The following is a 19173-nucleotide window of genomic DNA, read 5'->3' on the forward strand; positions in this document are numbered from 1 at the left end:
TAGTTATTGTAGGTAGGGAGATCACAGTTTCAGCGCCAGCTCCAGGCGCCAGAACCCCGGTGGCCGGGATGCGCCAGGCAGGTACAGTGCGTGCTGATAGCCAAGGTTCAAGCGGGTATGGCGGTTGACCAGCGCGATGCCGGCGCTGGCGCCGGCCATGCGCGCTACCGACGCAAACGGATCGCGGATAGCACGCTGCAAGGGATCGAGGCGCCGCCAGCCGACGTCCAGCCCTAGCTGTGGTTCGAGGGACCAGCCGGCGCCAAGTCCGTGTTTGAGGATCAGGGTGTTGTTCCAGCTGGCGGCGGTGCTGGCTGCCAGCGACAGGTCCTGCAGGCCGCGCACGGCGTACTGCTCGGTGAGCACCTGCTGCTCGGCGGGGGGGAGCGGGTCGCGGCTGTATTGCGCGGCCAGTTGACTGCGCCATTGCCACTGCTGGCCGGCCCAGGGGCGCTGCGTCAGGTAGCCCAGCGACATGCGCCATTTGGTGAATTGCCCGCGTGGCGAGTCGGGTAGCGCGCTGGGGTTGCCGCCTGATTTGCGTATCACGTCGCGGTGCTGGGCATCGCTGCGCCAGTCGCTCAGTCCGCGGCTGACGCCCAGGTAGGCGGTCCAGATGCCTTGCTGGTTCCATAGCAGATTCAAGCCCGCTTCGGCATTCAGCAGTCGCGGACTTTGCGGCTCCAGCAATTGTTCGCCGATCCACGCGTCGGTGCGCTTGCGGTCGATCCGCACGGTGGCGCTCAGCAACCGTTGCTGATCCCGCCACAGGCTGCGTTCAAGCCCCATGCCCAGGGCGGTATTGCTGCCGTGGCTGAGTCTGGTGCCCGCCAGCCCGACCACCGGCATCTGGTATTCGGATCCGTTGGCACTCAGGTTGAAGCTCCAGGCCTCGAACGGTATGGCGTAGTAAACACCCAGGATGCGACTCAAGGCTGGAGCATGGGCGAACGTCTGGCCGGCGCTGAGGTAGATGAAATCGTTAAGGTGCAACGGGCTGTCCAGGCTAACCGTCAGTTGTGCTTGATGCCGGCCGGTATCGGGTTTGCCGGCGTTGTTGAAGTTGGCGTTCAGGCTCCAGCGCGAGGGGCGGCTGAGGGGGCGGATGACGATACGGCTGGCGCCCATAGCATCGCCGGGCTCGACGTCGGCGGTGAGGTCGAACGCCTGCAGTCGATTGAGTTGTTCCAGCCCGCGCTCCAGGTTTCGTAGCTGCAGCGGTTGCCCGAGCATGCCATTGAAGGCGCTGCGCAGTGACAAGGGCAGGCTTTGGTCGCTGACCTCGATCGACTCGACGAAGCCTTCGGTGATGTCGAGGCGCAGTGGCTCTCTATCGGCGGGGGGCAACGCCAACTGGGGACGGCTGGCGATATAACCTTTGTCGACATACAAGGCCGTGATGGCGGCGAGCAGGCGGTTGATCTGGTCGGTGTCGATGCACGCTGAAAGGTGCGGTGCGATAGCCTGGGTGATGTCTGCCTGGGCGATCAGGCGATTGCCGGTCAGGCGTATGCCGTCGACCCACCAGCAGCGTTGGCTGAAGGAGAAAGGGATGGCGGCCCGATTTGGCGGCGCCACCGAGGCGGGCCCCAGGAGGGGTGGCGGGCGCCTCATGCTGCGTAAACGCTGCCCGAGTTCGAGCTGTTCGCGCTGGCGCACCACACTCTGAGCGTCGATCAATGACTGTGCGGCCACTTGCGGGCTGAATAGCAGGACGAGGGCCAGGGCGGTCATGACCCCTGCACGGAGCCTTACAGAGCGCTGTAGAAGCGTGGCGGTCATGTGCCTTACCCGAATCTGATTGTTTCGGGCAACTCTACTGAGCGAGGCTATTTACGTCGGCCAGACGAGTCCTACAAGGGTGTCAGGGGAGGCTGAGCAGTGTGTGGGGTATTTCCTACAGAGGTACAAAACAGTTCAACGCGCAGGTATCAGGGGCGAATCTCGATCATCGTGCCGTCCTTGACCAGCGACCAGACCTCGCGCATGTCGGCGTTGTTCATGGCGATGCAGCCGTCGGTCCAATCCAGGGAGGCGAAGTACCATTCCGGGTAGTCGTCGCTGATCGGCGTGCCGTGGATCATGATCATGCCGCCTGGAGGGGTGCCTTCACGGCGCGCACGGGCGGCGTCATCGATATTGGGGTAGGACACGTGCATGGCCAGGTTGTAGCGGTCGCTGGTCTTGCGCCAGTCGAGCCAGTAGAAGCCCTCGGGGGTGCGGCGGTCGCCCTCGGCCAGCTTGGGCCCGCGGGGCTGCTTGCCCAGGGAAATCTTGTAGGCCTTGACCGGCTCGCCATGGCTTATGAGCTCCAGGCGGTGGGCGGATTTGATCACCAGCACCTTGTCGATGGCGATATTGGCCAGGGTGCGGGCAGGGCTGGCAGGCGCTGGAAGGGTGGTTGTCGGGGCAAAGGCGACCGAGGGCACTGGTGCTTTCAAGTTCGGTGCCCAAGCCGCTGCGCCGGGGGGCGTCGGCTTAGCGGCGTTGGCTGCCGGGGTGACGGTTTGCGCTCGCGACGAGGGTGCCGCGCTCGGTGCGACGGGCGCAGGCGCCGATACCGCGGCGATGGGCCGCTTGATTACCGTAACGGTGAGCTCTGCGCAGGCAAACGCCGGAAGAGACAGGCAAAGCAAGGCAAGCAACCAGCGCATTTAACGACATCCTGAATGAATACGCGCCCGCCGGGCGTCAGGTAGGGCTGCCCGGCAACGGGGCGAGCAGAGGGGGCAATGATTCGTTTCGAACCGGATAGTGATCCCTCAGCCGGTCAGCGAAGTAGCATTCTAGGGTACGTCCGACCGTTGGAAAAGCCAGATCCGACCAAGGTATTTCGCTTTCCTTGAACAGCCGGGTTTCGAGGCTTTCGCTCCCCACGGCGAAATCCAGATCGGCCAGCGTGGCGCGGAAGAACACATGTACCTGGCTGATGTGCGGCAGGTCGAACAGGGTGTAGAGCGCCAAGTCGTGCACGCGGGCGCAGGCTTCTTCGTCGGTTTCCCGACAGGCGGCCTGCTCGAGGGTCTCGCCGTTCTCCATGAACCCTGCGGGCAAGGTCCAGAACCCGTAGCGTGGCTCGATGGCGCGCCGACACAAGAGCACCTGATCGCCCCAGATCGGCAGGCAACCAGCGACTATATTGGGGTTCTGATAATGGATGCAGTGGCAGTGCTCACAGACAAAGCGCAGCCGGTTGTCGCCTTCGGGCACCAACTGGCTGACGGGATGGGCGCACTGGCTGCAGAATTTCATGGAAGGCCTCCTGATCGATGGGCCTATCTTGGTGCTTGCCGGGGTTTGCTGGCAAGCCACGCAAGCGAAGTGGCCAACAGCTTCAGTGCATATCTGCGCTCCTCTCACCGCAGCGCGGACCCATAAACAGCACTTGGGCGGCGCGTCGCTTTGGTGCATCATGCAGGGCAAGCAACGCATTGAGAGAAGCCATGCTGGACGAGCTACTTCGCCGTGTAAGCAGCCATACGCCGCGCACCCTGGAGACGGATCAGCGTTTTCCCGAGGCCGCCGTTTTATTGCCCATCACTCGTGGGGATACGCCCGAACTGGTACTCACCCTGCGCGCCAAGGGGCTGTCGACCCATGGCGGCGAAGTCGCCTTTCCCGGTGGGCGCCGCGATCCCGAAGACCCTGACCTCATGTACACCGCCCTGCGCGAAGCCGAAGAGGAAATCGGCCTGCCGCCCGGCCTGGTGGAAATCGTCGGGCCACTGAGCCCGCTGGTGTCCAAGCACGGCATCAAGGTCACGCCTTTCGTGGGGATCATTCCCGACTTTGTCGAATATCGCGCCAATGACGCAGAAATTGCCGCGGTCTTCAGCGTGCCGCTGGAGTTTTTTCGCCAGGACCCGCGCGAGCACACTCATCGTATCGATTACGCCGGCCAGAGCTGGTATGTGCCCAGTTACCGTTACGACGGCTACAAGATCTGGGGGCTGTCGGCGATCATGATCGTCGAGTTGATGAACCTGCTGTATGACGCCAATATCAGCCTGCATCGTCCGCCCGCGCACTTCACGCCGGTCTGACCCCGCGACCGAGGAATCTTTTCCATGATCTACCGCCTGGGCGATGACGCGCCCGATCTTGATCCCAGCAGCTGGACTGCGCCCAGTGCCACACTGATCGGCAAGGTGCGCCTGCAGGCCGGCGCCAGCGTGTGGTTTGGCGCCGTGCTGCGCGGTGACAACGAGCTGATCGATATCGGCGTGAACAGCAATGTGCAGGATGGCACCGTGATGCACACCGATGCGGGCGTGCCACTGACCATCGGCACCGGCGTGACCATTGGCCACAACGCCATGCTGCATGGTTGCACGGTGGGCGACTACAGCCTGATCGGCATCAACGCTGTCATCCTCAATGGCGCAAAAATCGGCAAGCATTGCATCATCGGCGCCAATTCGCTGATCGCCGAAGGCAAGGAAATCCCCGATGGCTCGTTGGTGATGGGCTCCCCGGGCAAGGTCGTGCGCGAGTTGACCGAGGTCCAGAAGCAAGGCCTGCGGGCGTCCGCCCAGCATTATGTCGACAATGCCCGGCGCTATGCGCGGGATCTCAACCCCGTGGACCCAGCATGAGCACTGAACGCGAACGCCCGGTGGCATCGCCCTGCATCAGCGTCTGCGCGCTGGATGACCACGACATGTGCACCGGTTGCCAGCGCACCGCGGCGGAGATCACCCGTTGGGGGCGCATGGACAACAACGAGCGGCGTGCAGTATTGGCTCAGTGCCACGAGCGGGCGAGGACGCAGGGGTTGCTGTTCAGTCAGTGACATCGGTGTGGAACGGGCCGTCCCTGTCGCGGGCAAGCCTTGTTCCCACAGTAGCGAGTCGTGCACCGGTGGGAGCAAGGCTTGCCCGCGATGAGGCCCTGGAGTCGAGCACAGGTGTAAACTGGATACCTTTCTCTATGCCTGCCCACAATCCCATGCCCTTCCTGATCGCCTACATCGCCAGCGTCGTGCTGATCAACTACGCTTTTTCTGCTGCGCCGCACCTGGATGTCATCTGGTCGGCATGGGGCGGGCTGGTGTTCATCCTGCGCGACATGGTCCAGACCCGCTTCGGTCATGGCACCCTCTTGGCGATGCTGGCGGCCCTGGTGCTGTCCTACATCACTTCCGATCCGGCCATCGCCCTGGCTAGCGCCACCGCGTTCGGCCTCTCGGAACTGATCGACTGGCTGGTGTTTTCCATCACCAAGCGGCCGTTGCATGACCGCTTGTGGCTGAGCTCGGCGCTGAGCATTCCGCTGGATACCTTCATCTTTTTCGGCATGATCGGCGCTCTTTTCCCCGCAGTGGTCGGCACGGCGCTGGTGTCCAAGTTCGCTGGGGTCAGCGTGGTGTGGATGATCATGCACTGGCGGGCACGGAAAAACCTCGCCCGGCGCTGAACAGTGGATGCCCGGTCATGTAAAATGCCGGGCTTTATCGGGTGGCTGCCCGGCGCCCGCGATCCCTCCTTATTGTTCGAGGACCTGAAATGACCCGTATCGGAACCCCCCTGTCGCCCACCGCGACCCGCGTCTTGCTGTGTGGCTCTGGCGAGTTGGGCAAGGAAGTGGTGATCGAACTGCAACGCCTGGGCGTCGAGGTGATTGCCGTCGATCGCTATGCCGATGCGCCGGCCATGCAGGTCGCGCACCGCAGCCATGTTATCAATATGCTCGATGGCGACGCCCTGCGTGCGGTGATCGAGGCTGAGAAGCCCCACTACATCGTCCCGGAAATCGAGGCCATCGCCACCGCCACCCTGGTGGAGCTGGAGGCTGAAGGCTACACGGTGATTCCGACCGCGCGGGCTACGCAGTTGACCATGAACCGTGAAGGCATCCGTCGCCTGGCCGCCGAAGAGCTGGACCTGCCGACCTCGCCGTATCACTTCGCCGATACCTTCGAAGACTACCGTGCCGCGGTGCTCGACCTGGGTTTTCCGTGCGTGGTCAAACCGGTCATGAGCTCCTCGGGCAAAGGCCAGAGCCTGCTCAAGGGTGAGGACGATATTCAAAAGGCATGGGACTACGCCCAGGAAGGCGGTCGCGCCGGCAAGGGCCGGGTGATCATCGAGGGTTTCATCGATTTCGATTACGAGATCACCTTGCTGACCGTTCGCCACATCGGTGGCACCACCTTCTGCGCGCCGGTCGGCCATCGGCAGGAGAAGGGCGATTATCAGGAATCCTGGCAGCCACAGGCCATGAGCCCGGTGGCGCTGGCTGAATCCGAGCGCGTTGCACGGGCGGTGACCGAGGCCTTGGGCGGTCGCGGGCTGTTCGGTGTCGAGCTGTTCATCAAGGGCGATCAAGTGTGGTTCAGCGAAGTCTCGCCGCGCCCGCACGATACCGGCCTGGTCACCCTGATTTCTCAGGACCTGCCGCAGTTCGCGCTGCACGCCCGCGCCATTCTCGGCTTGCCGATCCCGGTGATCCGTCAGTTCGGGCCATCGGCTTCGGCGGTGATTCTGGTGGAAGGGCAGTCGACGCAGACGGCCTTTGCCAACCTGGGGCAGGCGTTGAGCGAGCCGGATACGATGTTGCGTCTGTTCGGCAAGCCTGAAGTGAACGGCCAACGCCGCATGGGCGTGGCGCTGGCACGTGACGAGTCGATCGAAGCGGCACGTGCCAAGGCGACTCGCGCGGCTCAGGCGGTCAAGGTCGAGCTGTAAGCCCTGCAATCGGCACCCTGATGCGACGCTGAATGTGCGTCGCGTCGCCTGGCGCTTTCAAGGGCAAGCCTGGCTCCCACAGTGTATGACTCAACACCGGTCGATTCTGTAGGAGTCAAGCTTGCTCGCGAAGAGGCCGGTGTGGCTGGCCTAGATCTGGCTCAAATCCTCATCCCGCGTCTCTTTCAGGCACAGCACCGCCAGCACGCTGAGCACGGCTGCCGCCGACACGTACCCGCCGACATAACTCAAGCCGCCGATCGCCACCAGCTTCTGCGCGAAGAAGGGTGCGGCCGACGCCCCGACGATCCCGCCGATGTTGTACGCCGCCGACGCGCCGGTGTAGCGCACATGCGTGGGAAACAGTTCAGGCAGCAGGGCGCCCATGGGAGCAAAGGTCGCCCCCATCAGGAACAGCGACACACTCAGGAACACCAGCACGCCCGCCGTCGAGCCTTGGGTCAGCAGGGGTTCCATGCAGAAACCGCTCGCCACGGCCAGCAGACCGCTGACGATCAGCACCGGTTTACGCCCGTAACGGTCGCTGAGCCAGGCCGACAGCGGCGTCGCGGCCGCCATGAACAGCACGGCGAAGCACAGCATGGCCAGGAAGCCTTCACGGCTATAACCCAGAGTCGACACCCCGTAGCTGAGCGAGAACACCGTCGAGATATAGAACAGCGCGTAGCACACCACCATGGAGGCTGCGCCCAGCACCATCGGCTGCCAGTGCTGGCTGAACAACTCGACCACCGGCATCTTGACCCGCTCGTGCCGGGCAACGGCCTTGGCAAAAATCGGTGTTTCTTCGAGTTTCAGGCGCACATACAGGCCCAGCATCACCAATACCGCACTGAGCAGAAACGGCAGCCGCCAGCCCCAGCTGCGGAATTGTTCATCGCTCAGGCAGACCGCCAGTGTCAGAAACAACCCGTTGGCTAACAGAAAACCGATCGACGGCCCCAGTTGCGGGAACATGCCGAACCAGGCGCGTTTGCCCTTGGGGGCGTTTTCGGTGGCCAGCAGCGCCGCGCCGCCCCATTCGCCGCCCAACCCCAGGCCTTGGCCGAAGCGCAGCACGCACAGCAGGATGGGCGCCCAGGCGCCAATGACATCGTAGCCGGGCAGGGCGCCGATCAGCGTGGTGCACACGCCCATCAGCAGCAAGGAGGCCACCAATGTCGACTTGCGGCCGATGCGGTCGCCAAAGTGGCCGAACAGCGCCGAGCCCAAGGGTCTGGCCAGGAAGGCGATACCGAAGGTCAAAAAGGCCGAGAGCATCTGCGCGGTGCCGGAGGTCTGCGGGAAGAACACCGGACCGATCACCAGGGCGGCGGCCGTGGCGTATACATAAAAGTCATAGAACTCGATGGCCGTACCGATGAAGCTGGCAGTGGCGACGCGCGCGGCAGAGTTGGCCGGTGGCGCCGCGCTGGCCTCGTTATAGAGGGTCTGGCTGGTCATGCGGATAATCCCTGGCAGTCGTGCTGCGGCAAAGACGCCTGGGCGCAAGGCCGGGCTTCGCAGCAGCAAATTGTTATGGTTTTGGTGCGGGACAGGCGCCCCAGGGATGGGGGCGGGCGCAGGCCAGGCTCGGGGTGAGAGCGGCTGGCGGCAGACATGCGCACGAACTGTCAGGCGGGCTGACTGGCCGGATCACCTCAAGTGCGGGTGGGCACAGGTGTCGGCGGGCTGGGTAAGCGGCTCGATTATAGGAAGGCCGCCGCTCTGGATCAACGCTTTGTGTCTGGCGAGGCCTGTAGCGAGGGGGCTTGCAGGCGGTTTTCGCCGTCGAACAGGCCCCCGCTACAGCGCCGGCGGCAGGCTGCTGGTGTGCCAGACCAGTACGCGGGACACGCGGTTATCCTCGGTTTCGAGGATTTCGAGGCGATAGCGTCCCAGCTTCAGGCACACGCTGCTCTCCGGAATGTTCTCCAGCGCTTCGGTGATCAGGCCGTTGAGGGTCTTGGGGCCGTCGCTGGGCAAGTGCCAGCCCAGGCTGCGGTTGAGGTCGCGCAACGAGGCCGCGCCATCGATGACGAAGCGTCCGTCGGCCTGCGGGTGAATGTGGGGGTTGTCCTCGGCGTGCTCGTCTTCGAATTCGCCGACGATTTCTTCGAGGATGTCTTCCAGTGTCACCAGGCCCAGCACTTCGCCGTACTCGTCCACCACCACGCCGAGGCGCCGCTGTTGCTTGTGGAAATTGAGCAGCTGCATCTGCAAGGGCGTGCTTTCCGGCACGAAATAAGCCTCATAGCAGGCGCCCAGAAGCGCCTCCATGGTCAGTTCGCGGCGCGGCAGCAAATGGCTGATCTGGCGGGTGTTGAGCACGCGTTCGACCAGATTGATGTCGCTGTGGAAGACCGGCAAGCGGGTATGGCGGCTGGCGATCAGTTGATCGGTGATTTCTTCGAGGGAGTCATCGAGGTTGATGCCGTCGACATCGTTGCGTGGCACCAGAATGTCGTTGACGGTGATCTTGTCCAGTGCATGCAGGGTGTTGAGCAGGTGCGGTTTGTTGGCCCGCGCCTCGCTGGACAGCTCGTCCAGCACCGCGCGCGGTGATGGCGTGTCCTGGTCTGGGCCGCCGGTCCGCCTCTTGACCTTGAACGGTTTGGCCAACAGTCGCGCGAAGCCCGCCAGCAGCCAGGCGATCGGGTAGAGCAGCTTGAGCGGCAGGCGCAGCAAGGTGTTGCCCAGAATGATGAACGCCTCGGGATTGCGCCGGGCCAGCTGGCGCGGCAAGAACTCGGCGACGATCAGCAGCACGGCGGCAATGATCACTGCCGCCAGCCAGGCACCGCGGTCGCCCCACAGGTACATGCCCAGCGTGGTGGCGAGGGTGATGGTGGCGATCTTGCTGACCGTGACGCACAGCACCAGGCTGTCGAGCGGCGCGTGCAAGGTCGGTGCGTCCGGGGCCTTGCGTTTGCCCTTGGCGCGTTGATTGAGCTGGTGCTGGGAAGCTTCCACCGCAGTGAACAGCGCCGCCCAGAGCAAGGTCAGCACCAGCAGGCAGAAGAGGGGTGCCAGAGGCAAAGTGTCCATGATCCGCCGTCAGATGTGCAGGATGTATTCGCGTACCAGCTTGCTGCCGAAGTACGCCAACATCAAAAGGCAGAAGCCCGAGAGAGTCCAGCGAATAGCCTTGTGGCCGCGCCAGCCAAGACGGTTGCGCCCCCACAGCAGCACGCTGAAGACGATCCAGGCGAGGCAGGCGAGCAGGGTCTTGTGCACCAGGTGCTGGGCGAACAGGTTCTCGACGAACAGCCAGCCGGACACCAGCGACATCGACAGCAGCACCCAGCCAGCCCACAGGAAGCCGAACAGCAGGCTTTCCATGGTCTGCAGGGGTGGGAAGTTCTTGATCAGGCCTTTGGGGTGCTTGTGCTTGAGCTGATGGTTTTGCAGCAGCAGCAGCAAGGCTTGTACCACGGCGATGGTGAACATGCCGTAAGCCAGCAGCGACAACAGGATGTGCGCGAGGATGCCGGGCTCTTCATCGATGAACGGTACGGTACCCTTGGGCACGAATTGCGTCAGCAGCACCGTGATGATCCCGAGCGGGAACAGCAGAATGAGCAGGTTGTGTACCGGCAGGCTGAAGCACGCGACCAGCGTCAGGGCAATGACCGCTGCGGCGATCAGGCTGGCCGAATTGAGGAAGTCGAGGCTCAGCCCATGTGCCGTCCAGAGCTGAGGGAACAGCGCCGTACCGTGAGCGAGCACCGCCAGTGCGCCGAGCACGAACAGCAGTCGCCTGCTGGCCTTTTCGCCCTGACCGAGGCGCAATGCTTGATAGACGGTCGCAGCGGCGTATAAAAGGGCGGCGGCGAGGCTGGGTAACAGGCTGGGTGACAAGGGGGGCATAAGTCCTGACGAGCGGGCTCTAAAGGCGCGAGTTTGGCATAGAAAGCGCGCCGGACGAAAGACTGCGCTCACCGGCAGTGTCGGCCGGCCTCACTCTTGGTTATAATCGCCGCCCTGCCCTTGGAGCGGGCCCCTCGAGTGCGCTCGAGCCACCCGCTACCAAAACCTCGGTTCAACCGAACCTGTATAGGATCGCGCATGTTTGAAAATCTAACCGACCGGCTCTCACAGACGCTTCGCCATGTCACCGGCAAGGCCAAGCTGAATGAGGACAACATCAAGGACACGCTGCGTGAAGTGCGCATGGCGCTGCTCGAGGCCGACGTCGCCTTGCCGGTGGTCAAGGACTTCGTCAACGCCGTCAAGGAGCGTGCCGTCGGCACCGAGGTGTCGCGCAGCCTGACCCCAGGGCAGGCGTTCGTGAAGATCGTCCAGGCCGAGCTCGAAAGCCTGATGGGCGCCGCCAACGAAGACCTGGTGCTGAACGTCACGCCACCGGCGGTCATTCTTATGGCTGGTCTGCAGGGCGCGGGTAAAACCACCACCGCCGGCAAGCTGGCGCGCTTCCTGAAGGAGCGCAAGAAAAAGACCGTGATGCTGGTATCGGCCGACATCTACCGTCCGGCGGCCATCAAGCAGCTCGAAACCCTGGCCGGCGAAGTCGGTGTGACCTTCTTTCCGTCCGACCTGAGCCAGAAGCCCGTCGACATCGCCAACGCGGCGATTCGTGAAGCCAAGCTCAAGTTCATCGACGTGGTCATCCTCGACACCGCCGGTCGCCTGCACATCGACGCCGAGATGATGGCCGAGATCCAGGCCCTGCATGCCGCGGTCAAGCCGGCCGAGACGCTGTTCGTGGTCGACGCCATGACCGGCCAGGACGCCGCCAATACCGCCAAGGCCTTTGGTGATGCCCTGCCGCTGACCGGCGTGGTGCTGACCAAGGTCGACGGTGACGCGCGTGGTGGTGCCGCGCTGTCGGTGCGAGCCATCACTGGCAAGCCGATCAAGTTCATCGGTATGGGCGAGAAGAGCGAAGCGCTCGAGCCGTTCCACCCTGATCGTATCGCCTCGCGCATCCTGGGTATGGGTGACGTGCTCAGCCTGATCGAACAGGCCGAGCAGAATCTCGACAAGGACAAGGCCGACAAGCTCGCCAAGAAACTCAAGAAGGGCAAGGGCTTCGACCTCGAAGACTTCCGCGACCAGCTCGTGCAGATGAAGGGCATGGGCGGCCTCGGTGGCCTGATGGACAAGCTGCCGAACATGGGTGGCGTCAACCTGGCACAGATGGGCAACGCCCAGAGCGCTGCGGAAAAACAGTTCAAGCAGATGGAAGCCATCATCAACTCCATGACCCCGGCCGAGCGCCGCGACCCTGATCTGATCAGCGGTTCGCGCAAGCGTCGGATCGCCATGGGCTCCGGCACTCAGGTGCAGGACATCGGTCGCTTGATCAAGCAGCACAAGCAGATGCAGAAGATGATGAAGAAGTTTTCCACCAAAGGCGGCATGGCCAAGATGATGCGCGGTATGGGCAGCATGATGCCTGGCGGCGGCGGTGGCATGCCGAGGATGTAACAGAATTCGGTTCGATGGCGGCCTGTTGCCGCCGTCGAGCGATAGGCCCGCGATGCCGCGGGCTGCCTGGCCAAACGGCCAAAATCCGTTGTTCACAACGGTTTATGAGCAAATTTGCATTGCAAGCCTGTACCCCGGAATACCTTCCGGAAAAAGGCATTTGCAAATGTCCGTGTATTCCTTGAGAATATGCGGCCTTTCGGGCACCCGTGTGCCCGCTGTGCATTATGATTTGCAGCACCGACTACAGGAACGATGTTCAATGCTAACCATTCGTCTGGCTCGTGGCGGCTCCAAAAAGCGCCCATTCTACCAACTGACCGTAACCGACTCGCGTAACCCACGTGACGGTTCGCACAAAGAACAGGTTGGTTTCTTCAACCCTGTTGCTCGTGGTCAGGAAATCCGTCTGTCCGTGAACCAAGAGCGCGTCAACCACTGGTTGAGCGTTGGTGCACAACCTTCTGAGCGCGTTGCTCAGTTGTTGAAGGAAGCTGCCAAGGCTGCGGCCTGAGCAATATGAACGCGACGCCAGATTCCGCTGATGACTTGATCGTTGTCGGCAAGATTTTCTCGGTTCACGGCGTTCGCGGCGAGGTGAAGGTCTTTTCCTTTACCGATCCGATAGAAAACCTGCTCGATTACAAGACCTGGACGCTCAAGCGTGACGGCGTTGTGGTCAAACAGGTAGAGCTGGTCAGCGGCCGTTCCACTCAAAAGGATCTGGTTGCCAAGCTCAAAGGCCTCGACGATCGTGACGAAGCACGCCTTCTGTCCGGTTACGAGATTTGCATCTCGCGTAGCCTTTTGCCCGACCTGACCGAAGACGAGTACTACTGGTACCAGCTTCAAGGTCTGAAAGTCATCGATTTGCAGGAGCAACTGCTCGGCACCATCGATCACCTGTTGGAGACCGGCGCTAACGATGTAATGGTGGTGAAGCCCTGCGCGGGCAGCCTGGATGATCGTGAACGCCTGTTGCCCTATACGGCGCAATGCGTGTTGAAGGTCGATCTGGCCGCTGGCGAGATGAGGGTTGATTGGGATGCGGACTTCTAAGCGATGGCCAGCCTTCGCGTAGAAGTGATCACCTTGTTCCCCGAGATGTTCTCGGCCATCAGTGAATACGGCATTACCAGCCGCGCGGTAAAGCAGGGGTTGATGCAATTGACCTGCTGGAATCCGCGGGACTACACCACGGATCGCCACCATACGGTGGATGACCGGCCCTTTGGGGGCGGCCCCGGGATGGTAATGAAGATCAAGCCTCTGGAAGACGCTCTGGCCCAGGCCAAAAGCGCAGCAGGGGAAGCGGCGAAGGTGATCTACCTGTCGCCACAAGGCCGGCCGTTGACACAAGGCGCGGTGCAGGAACTGGCGACATCGGAGTCATTGATTTTGATCGCCGGGCGTTATGAAGGCGTTGACGAGCGGTTCATTCAAGCTCATGTCGACGAAGAGTGGTCGATTGGAGATTACGTGCTGTCTGGCGGCGAGCTGCCAGCCATGGTCTTGATCGATGCGGTTACACGACTGCTGCCCGGAGCTTTGGGGCATGCGGACTCGGCGCAGGAAGATTCCTTCACCGATGGTCTGCTGGATTGCCCGCACTACACCCGACCGGAGGTGTATGCGGATCAGCGTGTTCCCGACGTATTGCTAAGTGGCAATCACGCACATATCCGGCGCTGGCGTTTGCAGCAGTCCCTTGGGCGGACCTACGAACGACGTGCCGATCTTCTGGAAAGACGCTCGCTTTCTGGAGAAGAGAACAAGCTGCTCACGGAATACCTTCGTGAGCGGGACGATAGTTAACGTATCGATGGTAAATCGAGAGATTTTCCTTAGGAGCACAGCATGACCAACAAAATCATCCTTGCACTCGAAGCAGAGCAGATGACCAAAGAGATCCCTACCTTTGCCCCAGGCGACACTGTTGTCGTCCAGGTGAAAGTGAAGGAAGGCGATCGTGCACGTCTGCAGGCGTTCGAAGGCGTTGTTATCGCCAAGCGCAACCGCGGCGTGAACAGTGCTTTCACCGTACGTAAAATCTCCAACGGTGTTGGCGTAGAGCGTACTTTCCAGACCTACAGCCCGCAAATCGACAGCCTGGCCGTGAAACGTCGTGGTGACGTGCGTAAAGCCAAGCTGTACTACCTGCGTGACCTGTCTGGTAAAGCCGCACGTATCAAGGAAAAACTGTCCTGAGTGCAGTTTTGATCTGATAAAAAAAGCAGCCTTCGGGCTGCTTTTTTGTTGCCTGCGATTTATCGGCAAGGGGCAGGTAGAATGCGTGCAAACCAGTCTTCGAGTTTTTTATGCCCGCCATCGACCACCCGCTGATCGACCAGTACCTGGATGCCTTGTGGCTGGAAAAGGGGCTGTCCGACAACAGTCGCGAGGCCTATCGCAGCGACCTCGCGCTGTTCAATGGCTGGTTGCAGGAGCGTGGCGTCGAGTTGGGCAGCGCCGGACGCGAAATGATCCTCGATCACCTGGCCTGGCGTGTCGAGCAGGCCTACAAACCGCGATCGACCGCGCGGTTTCTGTCCGGCGCGCGGGGTTTCTATCGCTACTTGCTGCGCGAGCGGCTCATTGGCGTCGATCCGACCTTGCAGGTGGACATGCCGCAACTGGGCAAGCCCTTGCCCAAGTCTCTCTCCGAGGCCGATGTCGAAGCCTTGCTGCAGGCTCCGGACTTGAGCGAGGCCATCGGTGAGCGCGACCGGGCCATGCTCGAAGTGCTGTATGCCTGCGGCCTGCGGGTCACTGAGTTGATCAGTTTGACGCTGGATCAGGTCAACCTGCGCCAAGGTGTGCTGCGAGTGGTCGGCAAGGGCAACAAGGAGCGGCTGGTGCCCATGGGCGAAGAGGCTGTCGTCTGGGTCGAGCGGTACCTGCGCGGTGCCCGGGACCAGTTGCTGAACGGTCGGCCGAGTGACGTGATGTTCCCCAGTCAGCGCGGCGAGCAGATGACCCGGCAAACGTTCTGGCACCGCATCAAGCATCAGGCGCGGGTGGCCGGGATCTCCAAGTCGCTGTCGCCGCACACCTTGCGCCACGCCTTCGCGACCCATTTGCTCAACCATGGCGCCGACCTGCGCGTGGTGCAGATGCTGCTGGGGCACAGCGACCTGTCGACTACTCAGATCTACACCCATGTGGCCCGCGCACGCCTGCAGGAACTGCACGCGGTGCACCATCCTCGGGGGTGAAGGGGCATTGTGAAAAACATCGAGTTACGGCCTGCCTGTTCGGCCCGGCGTAGCGAATGTGATAGGCTTGGCGGGTCAACAAAGCCGGACCTCGAACGTCGCTCCAGGCGCGTCGCCATCGTCTCCGACTGTCCATACGTCGCCCCAGGAGTTCTCATGCGCGTAACCCATATTGTCGCTGCTGCTGCGCTTGCGCTGTTCAGCGTCGCGGCCTCGGCGGATACCCCCGAACAGGCCATTCGCAATACCTTGCAAACCCTCAAGCTGGATGTGCCAGTCGAAAGCGTGGCGGCCAGCCCGCTCAACGGCCTCTACGAGGTCAAGCTCAAAGGCGGCCGCGTACTGTACGCCAGCCCCGATGGCCAGTTCGTTATGCAGGGCTATCTTTATCAGCTCAAGGACGGCCAGCCGGTCAACCTGACCGAAAAGACCGAACGTGAAGCGATCGCCAAGACCATCAACGCCATTCCTCAGGCCGAAACCGTCGTGTTTCCAGCCGTTGGCGAGACCAAGTCGCACATCACCGTGTTCACCGACACCACCTGCCCGTATTGCCAGAAGCTCCACGCCGAAGTGCCTGAGCTGAACAAGATGGGCGTTGAAGTGCGCTATGTCGCGTTCCCGCGCCAGGGCCTCGATTCGCCAGGCGATCAGCAGCTGCAAGCGGTGTGGTGCTCCAAGGACCGCAAAGGCTCGCTTGAAAAACTCATGTCCAACAAGGATGTCGAGGCACCCAAGTGCGCCAACCCGGTCAGCAAGCAATTCGCCCTGGGCCAGTCGATCGGCGTCAATGGCACGCCTGCCATTGTTCTGGCTGACGGCCAAGTGATACCGGGCTACCAGCCAGCGGCTCAAGTGGCCAAGCTGGCTCTGGCTGGCGAATAATCACGCCAGGCAACAAAACATCAGGTCGCAACCCGTTTGCGACCGTATTTCACGGCCGACTCAGTGTCGGCCGTTTCATGGGGAGTTCAGAGTGAAACCGGTCAAAGTAGGCATCTGTGGGTTAGGTACCGTCGGTGGCGGCACCTTCAATGTGCTTCAACGTAACGCCGAGGAGATCGCCCGCCGTGCCGGGCGTGGTATCGAAGTGGCACAAATTGCCATGCGTTCGCCCAACCCGAATTGCCAGATTACCGGAACCCCCATTACCAACGATGTCTTCGCGGTCGCCAGCAACCCCGAGATCGACATCGTCATCGAATTGATCGGCGGCTACACCGTTGCCCGCGAACTGGTGCTCAAGGCCATCGACAACGGCAAGCACGTGGTCACCGCCAACAAGGCGCTGATCGCCGTGCACGGCAACGAGATCTTCGCCAAAGCCCGCGAGAAGGGCGTTATCGTCGCCTTCGAAGCAGCCGTTGCCGGTGGCATCCCGGTGATCAAGGCGATCCGTGAAGGGCTGTCCGCCAACCGCATCAACTGGGTCGCCGGGATCATCAACGGCACCGGCAACTTCATCCTCACCGAAATGCGCGAGAAGGGCCGCACCTTCCCGGACGTGCTGGCTGAAGCCCAGGCGCTGGGTTATGCCGAAGCCGATCCGACCTTCGACGTCGAAGGTATCGATGCCGCGCACAAGCTGACCATCCTGGCATCCATCGCCTTTGGTATCCCGCTGCAATTCGACAAGGCCTACACCGAAGGCATCACCCAGCTGACCACCGCTGACGTCAACTATGCCGAGGCGCTGGGCTATCGCATCAAGCACCTGGGCGTGGCCCGCAGCACCGCCAATGGCATCGAGCTGCGCGTGCACCCGACGCTGATTCCGGCCGATCGCCTGATCGCCAACGTCAATGGTGTGATGAACGCGGTCATGGTCAACGGTGACGCCGCCGGCTCGACGCTGTTCTACGGCGCTGGCGCCGGCATGGAGCCCACCGCTTCGTCAGTGATCGCGGACCTGGTCGACGTGGTTCGCGCCATGACCAGCGATCCCGAGAACCGCGTGCCGCACCTGGCCTTCCAGCCTGACTCGCTGTCGGCCCACCCGATCCTGCCGATCGAAGCCTGCGAGAGCGCCTACTACCTGCGCATCCAGGCCAAGGATCACCCGGGCGTATTGGCTCAGGTGGCCAGCATCCTCTCGGAGCGCGGCATCAATATCGAGTCGATCATGCAGAAGGAAGTCGAGGAGCAAGACGGTCTGGTGCCGATGATCCTGCTGACCCACCGCGTGGTCGAGCAACACATGAACGACGCCATTACCGCGCTCGAAGCCCTGCAGGATGTAATCGGCAGTGTGGTGCGCATCCGCGTCGAACAACTGAATTGACAACAGCCTGCAAGCGACAAGCCGCAAGCTGCAAGATCAACGCCACGGCGCGCTGACTTGCAGCTTGAAGCTTGCAGCTTGAAGCTCAAACCAAAGGTTTGCTCTTATGCGTTATATCAGTACGCGCGGCAAGGCGCCGGCGCTCAATTTCGAAGACGTGCTGCTGGCTGGCCTGGCCACCGATGGCGGCCTCTATGTGCCGGAAAACCTGCCGCGCTTTACCCAGGAAGAAATTGCCTCCTGGGCCGGCCTGCCTTACCACGAGCTGGCGTTCCGGGTAATGCGCCCGTTCGTTGCTGGCAGCATTCCGGACGCCGATTTCAAGAGAATTCTCGAAGAGACCTACGCCGGCTTCAGCCATGCAGCGGTGGCGCCTCTGCGCCAGCTCAACGCCAACGAGTGGGTGCTGGAACTGTTTCATGGCCCGACCCTGGCCTTCAAGGACTTCGCCTTGCAGCTGCTCGGTCGCCTGCTCGACTACACCCTCGCCAAGCGCGGCGAGCGGGTGGTCATCATCGGCGCCACCAGCGGTGATACTGGTTCGGCTGCTATTGAAGGCTGCAAGCACTGCGAAAACGTCGACATTTTCATCCTGCATCCGCACCAGCGGGTTTCGGAAGTGCAGCGTCGGCAAATGACCACGCTGTTCGGCGACAACGTCCACAACATCGCCATTGAAGGCAACTTCGACGACTGCCAGGAAATGGTCAAGGCCAGCTTCGCCGACCAGAGCTTCCTCAAGGGCACGCGTCTGGTCGCGGTCAACTCGATCAACTGGGCGCGGATCATGGCCCAGATCGTCTACTACTTCCACGCCGCTCTGCAACTGGGCGGCCCGGCGCGCTCCGTGGCGTTCTCGGTGCCGACCGGCAACTTCGGCGATATCTTCGCCGGTTACCTGGCGCGCAACATGGGCCTGCCGATCAGCCAATTGATCGTCGCGACCAACCGCAACGATATCCTGCACCGCTTCATGAGCGGCAATGGCTACGCCAAGGAAACCCTGCACGCCACGCTGTCGCCATCGATGGACATCATGGTGTCGTCAAACTTCGAGCGCCTGCTGTTCGACATGCACGGTCGTAATGGCGCCGCCATCGCGCAGTTGATGGACAGCTTCAAGCAGGATGGCCAGTTCAGCGTCGAACAGGACCGCTGGACCGAAACCCGCAAGCTGTTCGATTCCCTGGCGGTCGACGACGAGCAGACCTGCGAGACCATCGCCGATGTCTTCGCTCAAACGGGCGAAGTGCTCGATCCCCATACCGCTATCGGTGTGCGGGCCGCGCGCGAATGTCGTCGCAGCCTCGATACGCCGATGGTGGTGCTGGGTACGGCGCATCCGGTCAAGTTCCCTGACGCGGTACTCAAGGCGGGTGTTGGCAAGGCGCTGGAGTTGCCTGCCCACCTGGTCGATCTGTTCGAGCGTGAAGAAAAGTGCACGGTGTTGGCTAACGAGCTCAAGGCCGTCCAGAATTTTGTGGCGCAGCATGGCAATCGTGGCAAGCCGCTGTAACTGAAGCGTTCTGCAACACTTGAA

20 protein-coding genes are annotated in these 19173 nt (G+C 62.0%); 14 read left to right on the forward strand and 6 right to left on the reverse strand.

The window, feature by feature from the left end; translation table 11 throughout:
* Positions 1–21: 21 nt before the first annotated feature.
* The 3 genes from LIX93_RS06395 to LIX93_RS06405 form a co-directional block, all read right to left on the reverse strand.
* The gene (locus LIX93_RS06395; protein ID WP_226503176.1) at positions 22–1734 is read right to left on the reverse strand and encodes a ShlB/FhaC/HecB family hemolysin secretion/activation protein; all 1713 of its coding nucleotides are present in this window, start codon (positions 1732–1734) and stop codon (positions 22–24) included.
* A 197-nt stretch (positions 1735–1931) separates the two neighbouring features.
* Positions 1932–2441: a L,D-transpeptidase family protein gene (locus LIX93_RS06400; RefSeq protein WP_226503680.1), complete on the reverse strand. Its 510-nt coding sequence runs from the start codon at positions 2439–2441 to the stop codon at positions 1932–1934.
* A 250-nt stretch (positions 2442–2691) separates the two neighbouring features.
* A complete protein-coding gene (locus tag LIX93_RS06405; RefSeq protein WP_226503177.1) occupies positions 2692–3252 on the reverse strand; it encodes an NUDIX hydrolase in 561 nt (186 codons plus the stop codon).
* 191 nt (positions 3253–3443) lie between these two features.
* Between LIX93_RS06405 and LIX93_RS06410 the strand changes: the two genes are divergently transcribed.
* The 5 genes from LIX93_RS06410 to purT all read left to right on the forward strand — a co-directional run bounded on the left by LIX93_RS06410 (position 3444) and on the right by purT (position 6686).
* Positions 3444–4043: a CoA pyrophosphatase gene (locus LIX93_RS06410; protein ID WP_226503178.1), complete on the forward strand. Its 600-nt coding sequence runs from the start codon at positions 3444–3446 to the stop codon at positions 4041–4043.
* A 24-nt stretch (positions 4044–4067) separates the two neighbouring features.
* Positions 4068–4595 (forward strand): gamma carbonic anhydrase family protein, encoded by a 528-nt coding sequence (locus LIX93_RS06415; RefSeq protein WP_226503179.1) that lies wholly within the window; start codon positions 4068–4070, stop codon positions 4593–4595.
* Positions 4592–4792, forward strand: coding sequence for a DUF1289 domain-containing protein (locus tag LIX93_RS06420; RefSeq protein WP_226503180.1), 201 nt, complete (start codon positions 4592–4594; stop codon positions 4790–4792). Before LIX93_RS06415 ends, LIX93_RS06420 begins: the two co-directional genes overlap by 4 nt.
* A 155-nt stretch (positions 4793–4947) precedes the next feature.
* Positions 4948–5415 carry a VUT family protein gene (locus LIX93_RS06425; protein WP_226503681.1) on the forward strand — a complete coding sequence of 156 codons (468 nt, stop codon included), beginning with the start codon at positions 4948–4950 and terminating at the stop codon, positions 5413–5415.
* A gap of 89 nt (positions 5416–5504) precedes the next feature.
* A complete protein-coding gene (gene purT, locus LIX93_RS06430) occupies positions 5505–6686 on the forward strand; it encodes a formate-dependent phosphoribosylglycinamide formyltransferase (RefSeq protein WP_226503181.1) in 1182 nt (393 codons plus the stop codon).
* Between the two features lie 150 nt (positions 6687–6836).
* Here the strand turns inward: purT and LIX93_RS06435 are convergent, their stop codons facing one another.
* From LIX93_RS06435 to ccsA, 3 genes are all read right to left on the reverse strand, one after another.
* Positions 6837–8150: an MFS transporter gene (locus LIX93_RS06435; protein ID WP_226503182.1), complete on the reverse strand. Its 1314-nt coding sequence runs from the start codon at positions 8148–8150 to the stop codon at positions 6837–6839.
* Between the two features lie 342 nt (positions 8151–8492).
* Positions 8493–9734 carry a transporter associated domain-containing protein gene (locus LIX93_RS06440; protein WP_226503183.1) on the reverse strand — a complete coding sequence of 414 codons (1242 nt, stop codon included), beginning with the start codon at positions 9732–9734 and terminating at the stop codon, positions 8493–8495.
* A 9-nt stretch (positions 9735–9743) separates the two neighbouring features.
* Positions 9744–10556, reverse strand: coding sequence for a cytochrome c biogenesis protein CcsA (gene ccsA, locus LIX93_RS06445; RefSeq protein WP_226503184.1), 813 nt, complete (start codon positions 10554–10556; stop codon positions 9744–9746).
* Positions 10557–10754: 198 nt separating this feature from the next.
* Between ccsA and ffh the strand changes: the two genes are divergently transcribed.
* The 9 genes from ffh (at position 10755) to thrC (ending at position 19149) form a co-directional block, all read left to right on the forward strand.
* Positions 10755–12137, forward strand: a complete 1383-nt coding sequence (gene ffh, locus LIX93_RS06450; RefSeq protein WP_226503185.1) for a signal recognition particle protein — start codon at positions 10755–10757, stop codon at positions 12135–12137.
* Positions 12138–12399: 262 nt separating this feature from the next.
* Positions 12400–12651 (forward strand): 30S ribosomal protein S16, encoded by a 252-nt coding sequence (rpsP, locus tag LIX93_RS06455; protein ID WP_226503186.1) that lies wholly within the window; start codon positions 12400–12402, stop codon positions 12649–12651.
* A 5-nt stretch (positions 12652–12656) separates the two neighbouring features.
* Positions 12657–13196 (forward strand): ribosome maturation factor RimM, encoded by a 540-nt coding sequence (gene rimM, locus LIX93_RS06460; protein ID WP_226503187.1) that lies wholly within the window; start codon positions 12657–12659, stop codon positions 13194–13196.
* Positions 13197–13199: 3 nt separating this feature from the next.
* Complete coding sequence (gene trmD, locus LIX93_RS06465; protein WP_226503188.1) at positions 13200–13952, forward strand: tRNA (guanosine(37)-N1)-methyltransferase TrmD; 753 nt, start codon at positions 13200–13202, stop codon at positions 13950–13952.
* Positions 13953–13994: 42 nt separating this feature from the next.
* On the forward strand, positions 13995–14345 hold the full coding sequence (gene rplS, locus LIX93_RS06470; RefSeq protein ID WP_027902605.1) for a 50S ribosomal protein L19: 351 nt from the start codon (positions 13995–13997) through the stop codon (positions 14343–14345).
* 110 nt (positions 14346–14455) lie between these two features.
* Entirely contained in the window at positions 14456–15352 is an 897-nt protein-coding gene (gene xerD / locus LIX93_RS06475; protein WP_226503189.1) for a site-specific tyrosine recombinase XerD, read from the forward strand.
* A 156-nt stretch (positions 15353–15508) separates the two neighbouring features.
* Positions 15509–16237, forward strand: a complete 729-nt coding sequence (locus tag LIX93_RS06480; RefSeq protein ID WP_226503190.1) for a thioredoxin fold domain-containing protein — start codon at positions 15509–15511, stop codon at positions 16235–16237.
* A gap of 91 nt (positions 16238–16328) precedes the next feature.
* Positions 16329–17633 carry a homoserine dehydrogenase gene (locus LIX93_RS06485; RefSeq protein WP_226503191.1) on the forward strand — a complete coding sequence of 435 codons (1305 nt, stop codon included), beginning with the start codon at positions 16329–16331 and terminating at the stop codon, positions 17631–17633.
* Positions 17634–17739: 106 nt separating this feature from the next.
* Positions 17740–19149 (forward strand): threonine synthase, encoded by a 1410-nt coding sequence (thrC, locus tag LIX93_RS06490; RefSeq protein ID WP_226503192.1) that lies wholly within the window; start codon positions 17740–17742, stop codon positions 19147–19149.
* Positions 19150–19173 lie beyond the last annotated feature (24 nt).

It is taken from the genome of Pseudomonas sp. MWU16-30317, from assembly GCF_020515695.1.
GTDB lineage: Bacteria > Pseudomonadota > Gammaproteobacteria > Pseudomonadales > Pseudomonadaceae > Aquipseudomonas.